We start from the raw sequence: 17,187 nt of genomic DNA on the forward strand, positions 1-17,187 counted from the left end.
CGATCCGATCCATGCCCCCTCTGTCGGGTGACCTGAGAGACTGACCCGTGAATGGACGGGCTTACCCCTTCGGTGGCCGCCCCTTTAGGGAGCGACGCTTTCCAGAGTGTCGAAGAGGCCCGCGCGGTCCGTTGGCCTGAGAGTTTCCGGGGCGGTTGCTCCTTCGGCGCCGGGGGCCTGCCCGGCCCCGCGATCTCTCCCGCGCGCGCCCGCCGCAGAATCGCTCCCGCCGCCGACGGCACCGCCCTGCGCGATTGCGCCGTCCCGGTCAATCGAGATTGGCCGGTCAATCGAGATTGGGACGCAGCCAGCGCTCGGCGGTGGAAAGGTCCACCCCGCGCCGCGCCGCATAATCCTCGAGCTGGTCGCGGCCGATGCGGGCGACGCCGAAATAGGCCGCCTGCGGATGCCCGAAATAGAACCCGCTGACCGCGGCGGTGGGGAACATGGCGAAGCTTTCGGTCAGCTCGAGCCCGACGTTCTTTTCCGCCTCGAGCAGTTCGAACAGCGCGGGCTTGAGGCTGTGATCGGGGCAGGCCGGATAGCCCGGCGCGGGGCGGATGCCGCGATACTGCTCCTTGATGAGCGCGAGATTGGTGAGCTGCTCGCCGGGCGCATAGCCCCACAGATCGGTGCGGACATGCTGGTGGAGCCGCTCGGCCAGCGCCTCGGCGAAGCGATCGGCGAGCGCCTTGAGCAATATGTCCGAATAATCGTCCCTGTCGGCCTGGAAGCGCGCGGAATGCGCGTCGAGCCCGTGGATCCCGACCGCGAAGCCGCCCATCCAGTCGCCCGCGGGATCGATGAAATCGGACAGACAGTAATTGGCGCGGTCGCGGCTCTTCTTCACCTGCTGGCGCAGGAAGGGGAGACGAACCTCCTTTTCCTCCCCGGCCCCGCCGGGGAGGGGGACCACCCGCAGGGTGGTGGAGGGGTCGGCTTCGCTGCCGTTGGAAGATACCCCTCCACCAGCTTCGCTGCTCCCCCTCCCCATCGATGATGGGGAGGACAGGATGATATCGTCGCCCTCGCGGCGGCAGGGCCACAGCCCGCAGACCCCGCGCGCGGTGAGCCATTTCTCCTCGACGATCCGGTCGAGCATGGCCTGCGCATCGGCGAACAGGCTGCGCGCGCTTTCGCCGACCACATCGTCCTCGAGAATGGCGGGATAATTGCCGTGCAATTCCCAGGCGCGGAAGAAGGGGGTCCAGTCGATATAGTCGCGCAATTCGGCGAGCGACCAGTCGTCGTAGACATGGAGCCCCGGATGCAGCGGTGCGGCCGGCTTACCGGCGAAATCGGCGGGGAAGGCGCGGCTGCGCGCTTCGGCGAGGGGAAGCAGCTCGCTCTGTGTCCGGCCCGCGCGGGCCTCTCGCACCTGGACATATTCCTCCGCCGTGCCGGCGACGAAATCCTCGCATTGCGTGTCCGAGAGCAGCCGGCTGGCGACCCCGACCGCCCGGCTGGCATCGAGCACGTGGATTACCGGCCCGTCATAGGCGGGGTCGATCCGCAGCGCGGTGTGGACCTTGCTGGTGGTCGCCCCGCCGATCAGCAGCGGCAAACTCATCCCCGCGGTCTTCATCTCCTCCGCGACGGTGACCATCTCGTCGAGCGAGGGCGTGATCAGCCCCGAGAGCCCGATCATGTCGGCGTGAACCTCGCGCGCGGTCTCGAGGATTTTCGCCCACGGCACCATGACGCCCAGATCGACCACCTCGTAGCCATTGCACTGCAGCACCACGCCGACGATGTTCTTGCCGATATCGTGGACGTCGCCCTTGACCGTGGCCATCACGATCTTGCCCTTGGCCTTGCGCTCGGCCTCGGGGAGCAGGTCCTTCTCCGCCTCGATATAGGGGATGAGGTGGGCGACCGCCTTCTTCATCACGCGCGCGGATTTGACCACCTGCGGCAGGAACATCTTGCCGCTGCCGAACAGGTCGCCGACCACGTTCATCCCGTCCATCAGCGGACCCTCGATCACCTCGATCGGGCGCCCGCCGGTCGCGGCGCGAGCGGCGCGGGCTTCCTCGGTGTCGGCGACGACATGCGCGTCGATCCCCTTGACCAGCGCGTGCTCGAGCCGCCGTTCCACCGGCCAGCCGCGCCATTCCTCGGCAGCCTTCTCGTCGGCGGCGGAGCGGCCCTTGTAGCTTTCGGCGAGATCGATCAGCCGTTCCGTAGCGTCCGATCGCCGCATCAGGATCACGTCCTCGCAGGCCTCGCGCAGCACCGGATCGATCGCGTCGTAGACATCGAGCTGGCCGGCGTTGACGATCGCCATGTCGAGCCCGGCGGGGATGGCGTGGAACAGGAACACCGAATGCATCGCGCGGCGCACGGTCTCGTTGCCGCGGAAGCTGAAGGACAGGTTGGAGAGCCCGCCGCTGGTCTTGGCGAGCGGGCAGCGCGACTTGATTTCCTTCACCGCCTCCAGGAAGTCGAGCCCGTAGCGGTCGTGCTCCTCGATCCCCGTCGCCACCGCGAAGATGTTGGGATCGAAGATGATGTCCTCGGGCGGAAAGCCGATCCCGGTGAGCAGATCATAGGCGCGCGCGCAGATTTCGACCTTGCGCTCCTTGGTGTCGGCCTGGCCCTGTTCGTCGAAGGCCATCACCACCACCGCGGCGCCGTAATCCATGCACAGCCGCGCATGCTCGAGGAAGGGCGCCTCGCCCTCCTTCATGCTGATCGAATTGACGATCGGCTTGCCCGAGACGCATTTGAGCCCCGCCTCGATCACGCTCCATTTCGAACTGTCGATCATCAGCGGCACGCGCGCGATATCGGGTTCGGCGGCAATCAGCTTGAGGAAGGTGGTCATCGCCAGCTCGGAATCGAGCAGGCCCTCGTCCATATTGACGTCGATCACCTGCGCGCCGTTCTCGACCTGGCTGCGCGCGACCTCGACCGCAGTGTCGTAATCGCCCGCCATGACGAGCTGCTTGAACCGGGCCGAGCCGGTGACGTTGGTGCGCTCGCCGATATTGACGAAACGGGCGGTGGAAGCGTTGGACATCATGCTGCGATCGTGAAGGGTTCGAGGCCCGCCAGCGTCATGGTGCTGTCGCGTTCGGGCACCACGCGCGGGGCGAGGCCCTCGACCGCGCGGGCGATGGCGGCGATATGCGCCGGGGTCGAGCCGCAGCAGCCGCCGACCACGTTGACGCGGCCGCTGTGCGCCCATTTGCCCACCAGCCCCGCGGTGGTCTCGGGCGCCTCGTCGTATTCGCCCAGCTCGTTGGGCAGGCCGGCGTTGGGATAGGCGAGCAGATAGGTGTCGGCGATCGCGGAGAGCAATTGCACATGCGGGCGCAATTGCTCGGCGCCGAAGCTGCAGTTGAGCCCCATCGCCAGCGGGCTGGCATGGCGCACCGAATGCCAGAAGGCCTCGACCGTGTGGCCCGACAGATTGCGCCCCGAGAGATCGGTGAGCGTGAGCGAGATCATCACCGGAATGTCGCGCGCCAGCTCGCGCTCGAGCTGCTTGACCGCCATGATCGCGGCCTTGCAGTTGAGCGTGTCGAACACCGTCTCGATGAGGATGAAATCCGCCCCGCCCTCGAGCAGCGCGGCGCATTGTTCCTTGTAGACATCGACGATCTCGTCGTAGCTGACCTCGCGAAAGCCCGGGTCCTCGACATCGGGCGAGAGCGAGAGCGTCTTGTTGGTCGGTCCGACCGCACCGGCGACGAAACGGGGCACACCATCCTTCGCCATCGCATCGTCGACCGCCTCACGGATGATCCGCGCGGCAGAGCGGTTGATCTCGCGCACGAGACCTTCGGCACCGTAATCGGCCTGGCTGATGCGGTTGGCGTTGAAGGTGTTGGTGGCGAGCAGATGCGCGCCCGCCGCGATATAGCTGTCGCAGATTTTGCGGATCACCGCGGGCTGGCTCAGATTGACCAGATCATTGTTGCCCTTCTGGTCCTGCTCCAGCCCGGTCGCGCCGGCGTAATCCTCGGCCGCGAGCTTCGCCGCCTGGATCTCGGTGCCATAGGGCCCGTCCTTGACGAGGATCCTTCTGGCCGCGGCGGCCTCGAACTGGCTGCGCTTATCCATGGGCCTCACCCTTCGGGCGGCGGCCCAGCATGTGGCAGATCGCGTAGCTGAGATCGGCGCGGTTGAGCGTGTAGAAATGGTATTCGCGCACCCCGCCCGCATAGAGCCTTCGGCACAGTTCGGCAGCGAGAGTGGAGGCCACCAGCTGGCGTGCGGCAGGGCGCCGGTCGAGGCCTTCGAACAGACCGTCCATCCAGTCGGGGATCGCCGCGCCGCACAGGCCGGCGAATTCGCGCGCGCGCGCGACATTGGTTACCGGAAGAATGCCCGGTACGATCGGCGCGGTGATGCCGTGCGCTTGCGCGGCGTCGCGGAAGCGGAAGAAGGTGTCGGGCGAGAAGAAGAACTGCGTGATCGCGCGGGTGGCGCCCGCGTCGAGCTTGCGCTTGAGATTGTCGAGATCGCTGGCGGGGCAATCGGCCTCGGGATGCGTCTCGGGATAGGCGGCGACCGAGATCTCGAAATCGGCGACTTCGCGCAGGCCCGCGACCAGTTCGGCGGCGCTGGCGAAGCCCTCTGGATGGGGGGCAAATTTACGCGCGCTGTCGGGCGGATCGCCGCGCAGGGCCACGATATGGCGCACTCCGGCTTCCCAATATTGCTCGGCAATCTCGCGGATTTCGGCCTTGCTCGCATCGACGCAGGTGAGATGCGCGGCGGCGGGCAGGCGCGCCTCCTCGACGATCCGCGCGACGGTGCGGTGGGTCCGCTCGCGGGTGCTGCCGCCCGCACCATAGGTGACCGAGACGAAGCTGGGATCGAGCGGCGCCAGTTCCTCGATCGAGGCCCACAGCTGCGCCTCCATCTTCTCCGACTTGGGCGGGAAAAATTCGAAGCTGACGTCGATATCGCCCGGCAGGCCGGAGAACAGCGGCGCATCGAGGGCGGTGCGCGCTTCGAGCATCTGGTCGAGGGTCGGGCTCATGTGGCAACCTTTCGTTCGATGTCGGATTGGGCCGAGTGGGCATCCTGCCGCGTGCCGACCCAGATCTTCACCACCAGCTCGCCGCCCTCGAGCGCCTGCGGCTCGCTCGCGGCAAAGCCAGCATCGGCGAGGAATCCCGCCATCTGCTCGTCGCGGAAGCCGAGCCGCGCATGCGCGTGCTTCTCGCGCAATTCCTCGCGCTGATGCGCGGCGAAATCGACGATCGCGACGCGGCCGCCGGGCCTGAGCACCCGCCCCGCCTCGACCAGCGCGGCGGCAGGATCGGGGGCGAAATGGAGCACCTGGTGGAACAATACGGTGTCGAACAACGCATCGCCGAAGGGCAGGCCGGCGAAATCGCCCTGCACCAGCTCGACCCGCTCGGTCGGCAGATGCTGGAGCTTGGCGCGCGCGACCCGCAGCATTGCCAGGCTCTTGTCGAGCGCGACGATATGATCCGCCGAGCGCGCGAACAGCTCGGCCATCCGCCCGGTCCCGGTGCCGATGTCGAGCAATCGCCCCAGGCCCTGCCTGTCGAGCGCCTGCGCCAGCGCGGTCTCGACCTGTTCGTCCGAGGTGTGCATCCGGCGCAATTCGTCCCAGTCGTGCGCATGCGCGGCGAAATAGGAGGCGGCCTGTTCCTCGCGGGTGGCGCGGATCGCGGCCAATCGCTGGCGATCCTGCGCGCAGGCGCGGGCGAAATCGGGATCCTCGAGTTCGGCGCAGTCGAGCATGGCGGCGATCGCCTGGCGCAGCGGCGTGGCGCGGTCGCCCGCGGGCGCGGCGCGCAGGAACACCCAGCTGCCCTCGCGGCGGCGCTCGGCGAGCCCCGCGCTGGCGAGGATGCCGATGTGACGCGAGACCCGCGGCTGGCTCTGCCCGAGCACCTGCGCGATCTCGCCGACCGCGAGCTCCATCGAGCCCACTAGCCGCAGGATTCGCAGTCGGGTGCTGTCGGCCAAGGCCCGGAAGGTCGTATCGATCGCCATCGAAGACAGGATATAAAGGTATCGACAAATGTGTAAATGGATTTCCGGTTTGCCAAGCGGTTTCCCTCGAAGCACCGCTGCAAACTAATCCGCTCCTGAGGACCCGCAGGCCCCCGAACGGATACGGAGACTGATAGCGCGCTTCCCCTGGCGCCGATCCCGGAGTTGGGATCAGCCCAGCGCTCTGGCGCCCATCCACAGACCCATGCCGATCATGAACAGGTTCTCGGTCAGCGAGACGAAGCCCAGCGGCACGTTAGAATTGCCCCCGACGCAGGCGCATTTGAGTTCGCGCCTGTCGATATAGACCGCCTTGAAGACGCTCACCGCGCCGACGCTGCCGATGAACAGCGCGACCGGGACCGAGACGATCGGCAATGCATGCGCGACCATCAGCACCCCCGCCAGCGCCTCACCGAAGGGATAGATATAGCCGTAGCGCACCCAGCGCTTTGCCAGCAGGTCGTAATTGAGGAACATGGTCGAGAAGCTGCGCAGATCCTGCAGCTTCTGCACCGCGAGGAAGCACATCGACAGACTGACGAACCACTCGGCCGCCGCGATCGTGAAGATGGTGCCGAATACATACCAGCTGATCGCGAGCCCGAGCAGGAAGGCGACGCCGAAGATCGCGATCACCGGCTGATAGCTGGTCTCGCCTTCCTTGGGGACGCTCTTGCCGAAATGCTCGCGCAGATCGTCGTAGCCGCCGATCCGCTCGCCAGCGATGAAGGTCTGCGGCGTGGTCGCGACCCCGTGCTGCTGCTTGAACGCGTCGGTCTCGGCGCGCGTCGTCAGCGGATGGTCCTCGACCGCAAAGCCCTCGCGCTCGAGCAGGTCAACGGTCTTGAGGCCATAGGGACACACATGATCGGGCATGACCATGCGGTAGACGCTCGCGGTCTTCGCGGCGGTCTTCGAGGCGCTCACGACCCGGCAGCTGGCTGCGCGGGATAGCTGGCCCAGACCGTCATCCCCGCGGGGCCGAAGGCGACGACCTGATAGGCCTGGCGATGGCCGCCATGCTCCATCCCGGGCGAACCCATCGGCATGCCGGGGACCGCGAGACCGGTGACGCCCGCGGGACGCTCGGCCAGCAGCCGCTCGATATCGGCGGTGGGGACATGACCCTCAATGACATAGCCCTCGACGATGGCGGTGTGGCAGGACTGCAGCTGCGCCGGCACGCCGTGCTCGGCCTTCACCGCGCGCATGTCGGGATGATCGACCGTCTCGACGCTGTGGTCGTCGCCATGCGCGACGTGATCGGCCCAGGCGCTGCAGCAGCCGCAGGAGGCGTCGCGGTACATGGTGAAATTCGCGGCCTGCGCGCTGCAGGCGGCAAGCGAGCCGCCAAGCATGAACGCGCCAGCGAGGCTGCGGCGAAGCACGGCGGAGCGGATGATGGCGAGCATGGTCGGTTCCTTGGTTTGCTTGGCGAAGGGGAATGGAAAAGGTCGCGGGGTCATCGTTTGGCGCGTTCGAACAGGTCGACGAGTTCGTCGAACTTGACCTTCTGTTCCGCCGCATCGCCGCTGGCGATCGCTTCGGAAACGCAGCAGGCGGCGTGGCGCTTGAGGATCTCGCTCTCGGCGCGCCCCAGCGCGGCCTTGACCGCCTGGACCTGCGTCAGGATATCGATGCAATAGCGGTCGTCCGCGACCATCTGCGCGACCCCGCGCACCTGGCCTTCGATCCGGCGAAAGCGGTTGAGAAGAGGTGTCTGATCGGGCTTCAAGGCTCTTCTCCAGCGGGAATGCGATACCGTATGGGGGTATATAGGCCTTTTGGGTCCCCCAGAGCAAGGGGCCCTCTAAGCCGAGCGCCGAGTCGAAAAATCCAAATCCGGTGGCGTTTTGCGGGTCACTATGGCTATGGGGCGCACGAAAGCCCCGCGCCCGAAGGATGATCTCGACCCGACAATGCCGATTTCGCTGACGCTCTTTATCCTTGCCGGCCTGCCCTTCGTCGCCGCCTTGCTGATCGCGCTCTGCGCCGATCGCGGAAGGGCGATCCATTCGGGTATCGCCGCCGCGGCGAGTGCGATCGGTCTCGCGCTGACGCTCTCGCTCGCGGGGCAAGTGCTGGCCGGCGACCAGGTCGCGGTTTCGGCCGCCTGGGTCCCGGCAATCGGGCTCGACTTTTCGCTGATGATGGACCCGCTGGGCCTGATGTTCGCCGGGCTGATCCTCGGCATCGGCCTGCTGGTGATGATCTTCGGCCATTACTATCTGGCCAAGGGCGAGGCGACCGGGCGGTTCTTCGCCTCGCTGATGTTGTTCCAGGGCTCGATGCTGGGGATCGTGCTGTCGGGCAACGTCCTGCTGCTGCTGGTGTTCTGGGAACTGACCAGCCTGTCCTCCTTCCTGCTGATCGGCTTCTGGCGCGACAAGCCCGAGGCGCGGCAGGGCGCGCGGATGGCGCTGGCGATCACCGGCGGCGGCGGTCTCGTGCTGATCGCGGGCATGATCCTGCTGGGCGTGGTGGCGGGCTCTTTCGACCTGATGACGATCCTGCAGAGCGCCGATGTCGTCCAGGCCTCGCCGCTCTATCCGGCAATCCTCGGGCTGATCCTGATCGGCTGCTTCACCAAATCGGCGCAGTTCCCGTTCCACTTCTGGCTTCCCCACGCGATGGCCGCCCCCACCCCGGTCAGTGCGTATCTCCATTCGGCGACCATGGTGAAGGCGGGCGTGTTCCTGCTTGCGCGCCTCTGGCCGGTGCTGGCGGGGACCGAGCTCTACACCGTGGTGGTCAGCAGCGTCGGACTGTTCACGATGCTGTTCGGCGCCTGGGTGGCGCTGTTCCGCCACGATCTGAAAGCCATCCTCGCCTATTCCACGATCAGCCAGCTCGGCCTGCTGGTGATGCTGCTGGGCTTCTCGCTCGAGGCCGCGGCTGTGGCGGCGGTGCTGCACGTGCTCAACCACGCGGCGTTCAAGGCGGCGCTGTTCATGACCGCGGGCATCGTCGATCACGAGGCCGGGACCCGCGACATCCGCCTGCTCGGCGGGCTGGCGAAGGTCATGCCAGTGACCGCACTCGTCGGCACGCTGGCGGCGCTCGCTATGGCGGGTATCCCGCCGCTGGGCGGGTTCATCTCCAAGGAAATGATGCTCTACGAGGCGCTGAACGTCTCGCTGTTCGGCCTGCCTTGGCTGGTGCCGGTGGTAGCCACGATAGCTGCGACGCTGTCGGTCGGATATTCGCTGCGGTTTGCGGCGCATCTGTTCTTCGGCCAGCCGCGCGACGCCGATGCCCATGCGAGGGCGCATGATCCCGGTGCGGGCATGCTGGCCGCTCCGGTGGTGCTGGTGAGCCTTGCAGTCCTGCTCGGCCTTACGCCAATGCTGCTGGCAGGGACGGTGGTTTCGTCGGTTGCGGGCGCGGTCACCGGCGCACCCGCGCCCGAGCTCGAACTATCGCTCTGGCACGGCTTCAATCTCGCGCTGGGGATGAGCGCGCTCGCCATTCTCGTCGGCGTTCTGCTGCTGTGGCGCCATGCCGCGGTGCTTCGGCGCTACGCCGCCATGCGCCACGCCGATGCCAAGGCGCTGTTCGAGCGCGCGATGTGCGTCGCCGATCTGACGGTACGCAAGGCGGTGGTGGCGGTACACCGCCCCTCGCTGCAGCGAATGGTGTTCGCCGTGTTCGCGGTGGTCGTGCTGCTGGTCGTCGAAGGCACCGGCAGCGGCGGCGGACTGACCGGCCCGCGCGAACTGCTGCCCGCGCCGCCAGTCGCGATCGTGGCCTGGCTGCTGCTGGTCGCGGCGACGATCGCGGTGCTGGTGGAGGAACGCCAGCGGTTCCGCGCGCTTATCTATATCAGCGTGATCGGCCTCGTCATCGCGCTGGCCTTCGTCCACTTCTCCGCCCCCGATCTCGCGCTGACGCAGATCTCGGTCGAGGTCGTGACGATCCTCCTGCTCCTGCTCTCGCTCAACCTTCTCCCCAAGCTGCCCCGGCTGCTCTCCAGTCCGACCAGACGGATGCGCGACGGCGTCCTTGCGGCGCTGGGCGGGCTCGGGGTCGGCGGCGCGGCCTGGGCCATGCTGACGCGCAACCCCAACGATCCGATCTCCTCCTTCCACCTCGACAACAGCTACAGCGGCGGAGGCGGGACCAATGTCGTCAATGTGACGCTGGTCGATTTCCGCGCCTTCGACACGATGGGCGAGATCATCGTCCTCGGGATCGCGGGCATCGTCATCTATGCGCTGCTCGACACCACTTCGCGCGGCGCGGCGGGCGCGCGGCTGCGCTCGTGGCAGGAAGACATGCCGCATTCGCCCGAAAGCCATCCGGTGATGTTCGTCATGTCCACCCGTATCCTCTTGCCGCTGGTGCTGGTGGCGGGGATCTTCATCTTCCTGCGCGGCCACAACGAGCCGGGCGGCGGCTTCATCGCCGGGCTGATCGTGGCGATCGCCTTCCTGCTGCAATATCTCGCTTCGGGGTTCGACTGGACCGATTCGCGCCGCCGGATCGGCGAACATATCCTGATCGGCTTCGGCGTGCTCATCGCGGTGTTCACCGGCCTCGGATCCCTGCTCTTCGGCGCCAATTTCCTGTCCACCGCCTTCGACTATTTCACGCTGCCGCTGGTGGGCGAGTTCGAGCTCGCGACCGCGCTGCTGTTCGATCTCGGCGTGTTCTCGGTGGTGCTGGGCGCGGTCATGCTGGCGCTGGCCCAGCTCAGCCACATCGCCAAGCGCGCCGCCCGCGCGCACGCCGCCCATGAGGCGGAACTGCGGGAGACCGAGGCGTGATCAGTCTCGAATTCCTCGTCGCGAGCGCGATCGGCGTGCTGGTCGCCGGCGGCATCTATCTCTCGCTGCGCGGCCGCACCTTTCAGGTCGTGCTCGGGCTGACGCTGTTTTCCTATGCGGTGAACCTGTTCCTGTTCGCTTCGGGCCGGCTGGTCGTCGGCCGAGCTCCGATTTGGTCGAAGTCGGTGAGCGAATACGCCGATCCGCTGCCGCAGGCGCTGGTGCTGACCGCGATCGTCATCACCTTCGGGATGACCGCGCTGGCGGTGATCCTGATGCTGCGCAGCTTCCTCGAAACGGGTAGCGATCAGGTCGATGGGACGCCGTCAGACGAGCCGGAGGACGAAGCCTCGTGAACCTCGCGCTCGATCTCGCCCCTCACCTTGCCATCGCGCCGATCGTGATCCCCGCGCTGGCAGCGCCGCTGGCATTGCTGGTGATGCGGCGACGGCGACGGCTCGGCATCGCGATTTCCTTCGTGTCGTGTTTCGCCATGCTGGCAGCCGCGCTCGCGCTGATGGTGCAGGCGGGCGACGGGGTGATCAGGACCTACGAATTGGGCGGCTGGGAAGCCCCCTTCGGTATCTTGCTGGTTACCGACCGGCTCGCCGCGATCATGCTGGTGCTGGCCGCCGTGCTGGCGCTGCTCGCGCTGCTCCACGCGGTGCTGACCGGCGCCGACCGCGACGGCTGGCATTTCCATCCGCTGCTCCAGTTCCAGCTGCTCGGCCTCAACGGCGCCTTCCTGACCGGCGATCTGTTCAACCTGTTCGTGTTCTTCGAGGTACTGCTGATCGCCTCCTACGGGTTGATGGTCCACGGGCAAGGTTCCGCGCGGCTCAAGGCGGGGGTGCAATATGTGGTGGTCAACATCATCGGCTCTTCGCTGTTCCTGATCGCGCTGGGGCTGCTCTATTCGCTGACCGGCACGCTCAACATGGCGCAGATGGGGCTGCGCATCGCCGCGATCGGTCCCGACGACCAATGGCTGCTGCGCGTGGCCGCACTGCTGCTGGCGAGCGTCTTCGCGCTCAAGGCGGCGCTGGTCCCGCTGCATCTCTGGCTGCCGCGCACCTACGCCGTCGCCACCCCGGCGGTTGCGGCGCTGTTTGCGATCATGACCAAGGTCGGGGTCTACTCGCTGATCCGGGTGGTGCCGCAGGTGCTGGGCGACGACGCCGGATCGGCGGCCTGGGCCCCGGCACCCTATCTGCTGCCCGCCGCGATCCTGACCGCCGTGGTCGGCTTCGCCGGCGTGTTCGTCGCCCGCCGCCTCTCCGAACAGGCCGCCTACGCGATCATCGGCTCGACCGGCACCTTGCTGATCGCCGTCGCCGCCTGGCAGGTCGATACGCTGGGCGCGGCGCTTTACTATCTGGTCCACTCGACGCTGGCCGGCGCCGCACTGTTCCTGATCGCCGATGTCGTTGCCCGCCGCCGCGCCAGCTTCAGCGACACTGTCAGCTCGGGCCCGGCATTCTGTCAGCGGCAGTCGGTCGGCCTCCTGTTCCTGGTGGCGGCGATCGCGACCGTCGGGCTGCCGCCGCTGTCGGGCTTCATCGGCAAGCTGCTGATCATGGAATCGGTCGCCGACACCGCGGGCTGGGGCTGGGCCTGGGCGGCCATCCTGCTTACCACGCTGGCCGGGGTGATCGGCTTCGCCCGTGCGGGCAGCGCGATCTTCTGGAAGGAAGGCCCCGTTTCGGACGGCGCCGAGCCTGTCCATGTGTCACGCTCCGACATGGCGGCGCCTGCGATCGCGCTGCTGCTGGTGGCGGCGCTGGCAGCCGCTGCGGGGCCGGCAACCGCCTATGGCTCGGCCGCCGCCGCGCAGGTACTCGACGCAGCCGCGACCGCCCGCGCAGTCCTGGGAGAAGGATGAGATGCGGCGCGTGATCCCCCACCCCGGCCTTTCCGTGCTGCTCGCGCTGGTGTGGCTGCTGATGGCCAACAGCCTGTCCTTCGGCGCGCTGCTGATCGGCGTTATCATCGGCGTGCTGCTGCCGCTGTTCACCGCGCCGTTCTGGCCGCGGCGGCCCGATGTCCGGTTCCGCTATGGAATTCCCTATGTCCTGCTGGTGCTGTGGGATGTGATCGTCGCCAATTTCGAAGTCGCCGCCATCATCCTGTTCCGGCGCAACCGCGACCTGCACCCGCAATGGCTGGCGATCCCGCTCGAGCTCGACACGCCCGAGGCCATTACCGTCTTCGCCGGCACGATCAGCCTCACCCCCGGTACGGTGTCCGCCGATGTCTCCGCCTGCGGGAAATATCTGCTCGTGCACGCGCTCGATGCCGCCGATCCCGAAGCGGAGATCGCGCGGATCAAGCAGCGTTACGAAGAACGTCTGAAAAAGGTGTTCGCATGATCGGCTATGCTGTCATCTTCGGCTTCGCCTGCCTCATCGTGGCGTTCGCATTCAACCTGTGGCGGCTGCTGCGCGGCCCCACGGTGGGCGACCGCATCCTTGCACTCGACACCATGGTTATCAACGCCATCGCCCTGATCGTGCTGACCGGCATCGCCACCAACGACGCGGTCTCCTTCGAGGCGGCGCTGCTGCTGGCGATGGTCGGCTTCATCGGCACCGTCGCCTATTGCAAGTTCCTGTTGCGGGGGGACATCATCGAATGATCCAGCCCGGTCTTCTCGCCGAAATCCTCACCAGCGTGCTGATCGTGCTGGGCGCGAGTTTCGCGCTGATCGGCAGCTGGGGGCTGGTGCGCCTGCCCACGCTGATGGAGCGGCTGCACGGCCCGACCAAGGCGACGACGCTGGGCCTGGGCGGCATTCTGCTCGGCTCGGTCTCCTATTTCCAGCTCACGCAGGATGTCTGGTCGGCGCAGGAACTGCTCGTCTCGATCTTCCTGTTCATCACCGCCCCGATCTCGGCGAACATGGTCGCCAAGGTCCATTTGCACCGGGTGCGACTGAAGGATGGCGATCGCTGCGAAAGCCCGGCGGGCAAGCCGCCCGTTTCTCCCGGCAAAGGCGACTGGGCGACCTACGAAGCCCCGCATCGCGACACTCCGGTGGCAACCTCGGACGAATAGCGGCTGCCTGACGGGAGAACCGGCTGGCGATGCCGGACGCCGGACAACCGCGCACAGGGCGCAGAAGCGAAATTTGCTTAACCTATGTCGCCGGCTGCAACCATTTTCGCAATCCGCCGTTTTTTGAGCCATGCCGCACTACTATTTCAACGTCTATAACGACGACATCACGATGGACGACGAGGGTGCCGAACTGGCCGATGTCACGGCCGCCAGGGCCCGCGCGGTGAAAGAAGCGCGCGCGCTGGCCGCCGACACGGTGCTGCGCGGTCACTTCGTTGCTCACCACCGGATCGAAATCGTGGACGAGCAGCGCAACCCGGTCGGAAGCGTTCGCTTCGATGAGGCCGTAGAACTGCGCCAGTAATCCGGGGGCCGCCGGCTGTCTCAGCTGCGATAATCTTCCGGCCCCGTTCCGTCCGAACAGGATATCACGCCCGGCCATTGTTCCAGATCGTGCCGAAGGCCCAGCGGACTAAACACCCGTTCGCCGCGTTCATGACGGGCGGATCCGATCAAAACGGCTGCCAGCCATTCCGCGAGCAAGTAGGAAGCCGCAGCGGAGGCGAGAGCGATGAGGAAAGTCGCGGCGATGGAGGAGAGCATGATCAGTTCGCCTCCTGCATCACGAGCCGGTCTCTGACGTCCGCGAGGCTCGCACCTCTCAGCCGGCGACGCTCGGGCTGCAACGCGACTTGTTCGGCGAGTTCACTTACGGAATTCGAATATGTCATGATTTGCGCCCCTTGGTAGCCCACCTACCGAGTAGTCAAATGGAGCCGCGAGCCGCAGGCATCTACGACATAGGTAAGAACCTAACATAGATGACGATGTTTTCGCCCGGAGCGATGCCTGCACGGTTGGTGAGTTGCCCGGAGACTTTCCGTCTATTGCGTACGCCCATCGAAGTGCAATGGCCCCGCCCGGTATCAGGGCCGCGACCCACCGGACGGGCGCAGTTCCGGAAGGTCCGCCTTGATATACTAGCTCGGCGATTGCGAAACATTGTGCAGGTAACGTTCGTTGAAGCCGGCCAGGTCGCGGATATTCTGCCAGTTCGGGAAGCGGATGCTGCGGTTGCAGCGATCGATCAGACCTTCCCCCACCAGCGCCTTCAGCGTCCGGTTCACATGCACCGGGGTCAGCCCGACCGCGTCGCCGAGTTGCTCCTGCGTCATCGGCAGTTCGTAGCCATACTCGCCCGCCAGGCCCAAGGCTTCGAGCCGCGCGCCCAGTTCGCACAGGATATGCGCGATACGCTCCCGCGCCTTGCGGCGGCCCACATTGAGGACCCATTCCCGAAAGATCGATGATTCCACCAGAATTTTCGTGAAGATCGCTTCGGCGACTTCGGCGTTCGACCGCGCCAGGCTCTGCAGCGAGCTCCGCGGGACGAAGGCGACTTTGCCCGCAGTGAGCATCTGCACGCTGTGATCCGCGACATTCAGAAACAGGTGCTGAAAATCGACCGCGTCCCCCGGCATATGCAGGGCGACGATCTGCCGGCTTCCGGTTCCGGTGGTTTTTTGCCGATAAGCGAAGCCCGACACCAAAACCCCGCACTGCGAGGGAACTTCTCCCTCGCGCACCAGATAGGCCGAGGGATCAAGCGATCGGATCGTGTGAGGCAGCGCCATAACCGCCTCACGGCTCGCGCTGGACAGGGGAACTCGCAAACACAGGCTGCGGACCATCAGGTCCAGCGGATGTCGAGCGCTCAAGTGACTCTCCCGTTGCTAAGGCGGGAGCAGTTTCGAACTCACCAGCACCGGACAATGCGATATTGATCCGGACAGGCGCGCTCCATAAAAATTGTTATCGAGCCTGCTCCAAGTCGTTCGGCGCATTGCAAATTATTGCTTCGACATCCTTTCGGCCACCCGACAGAGCGACGGATGCGAACCGGTCGGCGAGGTCGCCGCGATCGGCGGCCCAGAAGTAGACAGCTTCCGCTCGGAACCTGTCGCTTAGCCCCGCCAGCTCATGCGGTTCGGGCGGTCGACCATCCCGGATACAGGCCACCAGGGCGCTGGGAAACAAGCGTTGCACTTCCATCTCCGCTTTCCTCGATGGCTCGTTGAGAGATGCCCATCTTACTGAAAGCAGTCGGATTTTCCGTATAGAAGGTTAGGCAAGCCGGTCCGGCTTCGCCTTTGGACGGCCATGGCAACCGGCCGGCCGCAAATCCTACCGCGCAGGGACCATTTCCACCGCGTCGGCGAAACCGAGCGAATGCACCAGCTCGCCTGCCGCGTCGTGCACGTCGATGCGTGAATGCAGATCGAGCCTGCCCGTCATTACGTCGCCCGCAATGCAGTCGCGCGCCTCGAGCAGCGCCGCGTCTGCGAGCGCGTCTGCCGGCAAGAGACGGCCTTCGGAATCCAGGACTTCATCGGAGCCGGCGCGAAGGTGGAAAAAGAATCTCGGCACTATCGCCCTCCCCGATGGAAGCGCGAACCGAACTCTCCACCAATCGATCTGGTCAGCCCAATGCTGTAAACCACTTATAGCACGGGAGAATGAACGCGGGTTGACCCTCTTGGGTGCCCAGGATCGACGCTGTCCGGGTCAGAAAGGCGCCGGCACCTGCATATCGAGGTGCAGATACCGGTCGTTGAAATCTGCGACCTCCCGAATTTTCTCCCAATCGGGGAAGGCTATGCTGCGCCGGTTTCGCGTGATCAGCCCCTCGGCCTCGAGCAGCTTCAGAGTGCGGTTGACGTGGACAGGGGTGAGCCCGAGCGTGTCGGCGAGTTCCTCCTGCGTCATCGGCAATTCGTAGCCGTGCTCATCGGCCATCCCGAGCGCATCCATCCGCGAGCCGAGTTCGCAAAGCACATGCGCCATGCGCTCGCGCGCCTTGCGCCGGCCGACATTGAGCACCCACTCGCGGAAGATAGATGCTTCCACCAGCGTCTTGATCAGAATTGCGTGACCGACGGCTGGCCGGGCCTGTGCCAGTTCCTGCAGCTCGGCCCGCTGCACCGTGGCCACGTCGCCCCGCGTCAACATCTGGACGCTGTGATCGGAGACCTTGAGATACAGGTTCTGGAAATCGAGCGCATCGCCCGGCAGGTGCAGCGCGATGATCTGCCTGGCGCCGTCTCCGGTAATCTTCTGGCGATAGGCGAAACCTGACAGCAGAACTGCACATTCCCGCGGCGGATCCCCTTCGCGCACCGTGTAGGCCAGGTGATTGAGCGTGCGCACCGTATAGGGCAGCGCAAGAATGGCGTCGCGATCCTCCGGCGAGAGCCGGGCGCGCAATTCCAGATTGCGCACGAGCAATTCGAGAGGGTGGTTTGTAGAGGTCATGAAGTGTCCCGTTGCTGCTGGGCGGGAGCACGTCGCTACTCTCAGCCGCCAGAGCCCTGATGCGATC

At 66.0% G+C, this 17,187-nt stretch carries 18 protein-coding genes and 1 riboswitch; of the genes, 7 read left to right on the plus strand and 11 right to left on the minus strand.

Annotated features, from left to right (window positions below; translation table 11 throughout):
• Window positions 1-10: 10 nt before the first annotated feature.
• Window positions 11-115: riboswitch (glycine riboswitch) on the minus strand.
• A gap of 171 nt (window positions 116-286) precedes the next feature.
• The 7 genes from metH to ACQ5J0_RS02340 form a co-directional block, all read right to left on the minus strand.
• Window positions 287-3,022, minus strand: coding sequence for a methionine synthase (gene metH / locus ACQ5J0_RS02310; RefSeq protein WP_462570041.1), 2,736 nt, complete (start codon window positions 3,020-3,022; stop codon window positions 287-289).
• Window positions 3,022-4,068 (minus strand): homocysteine S-methyltransferase family protein, encoded by a 1,047-nt coding sequence (locus tag ACQ5J0_RS02315; protein ID WP_462568918.1) that lies wholly within the window; start codon window positions 4,066-4,068, stop codon window positions 3,022-3,024. Before ACQ5J0_RS02315 ends, metH begins: the two co-directional genes overlap by 1 nt.
• Window positions 4,061-4,993, minus strand: coding sequence for a methylenetetrahydrofolate reductase [NAD(P)H] (metF, locus tag ACQ5J0_RS02320; protein ID WP_462568919.1), 933 nt, complete (start codon window positions 4,991-4,993; stop codon window positions 4,061-4,063). Before metF ends, ACQ5J0_RS02315 begins: the two co-directional genes overlap by 8 nt.
• Window positions 4,990-5,982: an ArsR/SmtB family transcription factor gene (locus ACQ5J0_RS02325; RefSeq protein WP_462568920.1), complete on the minus strand. Its 993-nt coding sequence runs from the start codon at window positions 5,980-5,982 to the stop codon at window positions 4,990-4,992. Before ACQ5J0_RS02325 ends, metF begins: the two co-directional genes overlap by 4 nt.
• Before the next feature lie 171 nt (window positions 5,983-6,153).
• On the minus strand, window positions 6,154-6,867 hold the full coding sequence (locus ACQ5J0_RS02330; RefSeq protein ID WP_462570043.1) for a MauE/DoxX family redox-associated membrane protein: 714 nt from the start codon (window positions 6,865-6,867) through the stop codon (window positions 6,154-6,156).
• A gap of 41 nt (window positions 6,868-6,908) precedes the next feature.
• The gene (locus ACQ5J0_RS02335) at window positions 6,909-7,397 is read right to left on the minus strand and encodes a DUF411 domain-containing protein (protein WP_462568921.1); all 489 of its coding nucleotides are present in this window, start codon (window positions 7,395-7,397) and stop codon (window positions 6,909-6,911) included.
• Between the two features lie 50 nt (window positions 7,398-7,447).
• A complete protein-coding gene (locus ACQ5J0_RS02340) occupies window positions 7,448-7,720 on the minus strand; it encodes a metal-sensitive transcriptional regulator (RefSeq protein ID WP_462568922.1) in 273 nt (90 codons plus the stop codon).
• Window positions 7,721-7,856: 136 nt separating this feature from the next.
• Here ACQ5J0_RS02340 and ACQ5J0_RS02345 point away from each other — a divergent pair, with 136 nt between their 5' ends.
• From ACQ5J0_RS02345 to ACQ5J0_RS02375, 7 genes are all read left to right on the plus strand, one after another.
• On the plus strand, window positions 7,857-10,751 hold the full coding sequence (locus ACQ5J0_RS02345) for a monovalent cation/H+ antiporter subunit A (RefSeq protein ID WP_462568923.1): 2,895 nt from the start codon (window positions 7,857-7,859) through the stop codon (window positions 10,749-10,751).
• The gene (locus ACQ5J0_RS02350; protein WP_462570044.1) at window positions 10,751-11,107 is read left to right on the plus strand and encodes a Na+/H+ antiporter subunit C; all 357 of its coding nucleotides are present in this window, start codon (window positions 10,751-10,753) and stop codon (window positions 11,105-11,107) included. Before ACQ5J0_RS02345 ends, ACQ5J0_RS02350 begins: the two co-directional genes overlap by 1 nt.
• Window positions 11,104-12,633 carry a monovalent cation/H+ antiporter subunit D gene (locus ACQ5J0_RS02355; protein WP_462568924.1) on the plus strand — a complete coding sequence of 510 codons (1,530 nt, stop codon included), beginning with the start codon at window positions 11,104-11,106 and terminating at the stop codon, window positions 12,631-12,633. The genes ACQ5J0_RS02350 and ACQ5J0_RS02355 overlap by 4 nt, the downstream gene beginning before the upstream one ends.
• A 1-nt stretch (window position 12,634) precedes the next feature.
• The gene (locus ACQ5J0_RS02360; RefSeq protein WP_462568925.1) at window positions 12,635-13,120 is read left to right on the plus strand and encodes a Na+/H+ antiporter subunit E; all 486 of its coding nucleotides are present in this window, start codon (window positions 12,635-12,637) and stop codon (window positions 13,118-13,120) included.
• Window positions 13,117-13,386, plus strand: a complete 270-nt coding sequence (locus ACQ5J0_RS02365) for a K+/H+ antiporter subunit F (RefSeq protein ID WP_462568926.1) — start codon at window positions 13,117-13,119, stop codon at window positions 13,384-13,386. Before ACQ5J0_RS02360 ends, ACQ5J0_RS02365 begins: the two co-directional genes overlap by 4 nt.
• Complete coding sequence (locus ACQ5J0_RS02370; RefSeq protein ID WP_462568927.1) at window positions 13,383-13,805, plus strand: Na+/H+ antiporter subunit G; 423 nt, start codon at window positions 13,383-13,385, stop codon at window positions 13,803-13,805. Before ACQ5J0_RS02365 ends, ACQ5J0_RS02370 begins: the two co-directional genes overlap by 4 nt.
• Before the next feature lie 130 nt (window positions 13,806-13,935).
• Window positions 13,936-14,172, plus strand: coding sequence for a DUF6894 family protein (locus ACQ5J0_RS02375; protein ID WP_462568928.1), 237 nt, complete (start codon window positions 13,936-13,938; stop codon window positions 14,170-14,172).
• A gap of 20 nt (window positions 14,173-14,192) precedes the next feature.
• On the opposite strand, the gene ACQ5J0_RS02380 is transcribed toward ACQ5J0_RS02375, so the two are convergent.
• The 4 genes from ACQ5J0_RS02380 to ACQ5J0_RS02395 all read right to left on the minus strand — a co-directional run bounded on the left by ACQ5J0_RS02380 (window position 14,193) and on the right by ACQ5J0_RS02395 (window position 17,087).
• Window positions 14,193-14,411: a hypothetical protein gene (locus tag ACQ5J0_RS02380; protein WP_462568929.1), complete on the minus strand. Its 219-nt coding sequence runs from the start codon at window positions 14,409-14,411 to the stop codon at window positions 14,193-14,195.
• A 377-nt stretch (window positions 14,412-14,788) separates the two neighbouring features.
• Entirely contained in the window at window positions 14,789-15,526 is a 738-nt protein-coding gene (locus ACQ5J0_RS02385) for a Crp/Fnr family transcriptional regulator (protein ID WP_462568930.1), read from the minus strand.
• 466 nt (window positions 15,527-15,992) lie between these two features.
• Complete coding sequence (locus ACQ5J0_RS02390) at window positions 15,993-16,235, minus strand: DUF6894 family protein (protein ID WP_462568931.1); 243 nt, start codon at window positions 16,233-16,235, stop codon at window positions 15,993-15,995.
• 138 nt (window positions 16,236-16,373) lie between these two features.
• Complete coding sequence (locus tag ACQ5J0_RS02395) at window positions 16,374-17,087, minus strand: Crp/Fnr family transcriptional regulator (RefSeq protein WP_462568932.1); 714 nt, start codon at window positions 17,085-17,087, stop codon at window positions 16,374-16,376.
• Window positions 17,088-17,187 lie beyond the last annotated feature (100 nt).

It is taken from the genome of Qipengyuania sp. SM2512 (genome assembly GCF_054954005.1).